We start from the raw sequence: 1,520 nt of genomic DNA on the forward strand, positions 1-1,520 counted from the left end.
CGGTCTTGAGCGCGCGCAGCCACCAGATGATCCACTCGGCCGCATTCAGGTTCTCCGGGATCATGTGATAGAAGGTCCCGGTGTCGCGCAGCTTCACCAGCGCCCGGTGGCTCAGGATGCCCTGCGCCGACAGCGCGTTCCAGAAGCCCATGTCCCACAGCGGCTGGCCGTGCAGCTGGGCGTGCTTGCGCAGCCGCATGTAGTCGCCTTCCGTCAGCGCATCGATCCAGGCCTGGTCATCGGGCGCACGGCCCATGATGAGCATGACCCCGCGCTTGAGCAGCTGCAGCGAGTTCAGGCCGCGCTCGGCCTCGGGCAGGTCGGTGTCATCGGTGCTGACTTGATCCGATGAGGGGCCGGAGAAGTCGAGCAGGCCCACGCCGAGCTCGGCGCACAGGGCAGCGAAACGCGGCTGCAGCGTCGGCTCGAAGCGCATCGGCCCGTACTCGGCGATGAAGCCGTCCATGTCCTCGGTCTCGATGCGTCCGCCCCAGCGGTCGGCTGCGGCTTCGAGCACGAGGATGCGGTGGCCCGCGTCGGCCAGGCGCAGCGCGCAATACAGGCCCGACACGCCGCCGCCGGCGATGACGATGTCATAGGTCGTCATGGGAATGCTCCACTTGTATGTACAACTGGGGCGGGAGCATATCGGAGGCGGCGCCGCGGCTACCATCGCGGCCCTTTTGCTGTGAGCGCGATCCCTGGATCCACGAAGGCGACGCGGAGACCCTCATGCCCAGTGCGATGTGACGGTCATCGCGGCCTTCTACGCCCGTGGCTTCAAGCGCGTCAGGGGCTATGCGATGGCGCCGGTGCCGCTGTGGCGGGCAGTGAGAGCGGCGGAGAGTTCTATTCGGAGCCCCTGATTCAGGGCCTTCTCCGGGCGCCACTGAGTCCCGCACGCTAGCTGACGGCAAGCGAGACAGAAGGCAACGATTGCCCTGTCGCGCCGCACCATCGAGCCGGATGCGCTACGCCGCCGCGGGCGGCCCGAACCAGGTGGTCAGTGCGTCGACGAGCCCGACCCGAGGTGTGTTTCCGACCCAAGCAACATGGCCGTCGGGTCGAATCAACACCGCGTCGGGCGCAGTGACCACCCCGACTGCCGGAAGCTCCCACGTACCTATGTACTTTGCGTCGACCAGCCGAACCCGATCTGCCCAGGCAGCGATGTCAAAGCTCCCGAGCTCACCGACGTTGAGCAGCACCGGTCGGGCACCATGCAGCAGGGAAAAGACGCGCAGCGGGCCGATCGCGGAGACCAAGTCGAGATCGGGCATGCGGCGTCCGAGCAGGGGGTGGCCCTTGCCAAGGTCATAGTGGATGCCCAGGCCGGACATCTCCGCAGCGACTCGCTTGCGCGGCTCCTCCATCTTGAGGAGCTCGCCCACGATGTCGCGCACGGCCAGCGTGCGATCGTCCTCGCGGTGCAGYGCAACTTGCGCCATCGTGGTCTTGAGCACGCGAGCGCCAACCGGGTGGCGCTCGGCGTGATACGTGTCGAGCAGCGTGTCCGGTGA

The 1,520-nt window shown here is 67.2% G+C and carries 2 protein-coding genes; both read right to left on the reverse strand.

Going from position 1 to position 1,520, the window contains the following annotated elements:
• On the reverse strand, positions 1 to 607 hold a 607-nt coding region (locus tag AC1DU6_RS30855), incomplete at its 3' end, for an FAD-dependent oxidoreductase (RefSeq protein WP_477861915.1).
• A 364-nt stretch (positions 608 to 971) separates the two neighbouring features.
• On the reverse strand, positions 972 to 1,520 hold a 549-nt coding region (locus AC1DU6_RS30860), incomplete at its 5' end, for an aromatic-ring hydroxylase C-terminal domain-containing protein (RefSeq protein ID WP_477861917.1).

It is taken from the genome of Roseateles sp. P5_B10, from assembly GCF_056400485.1.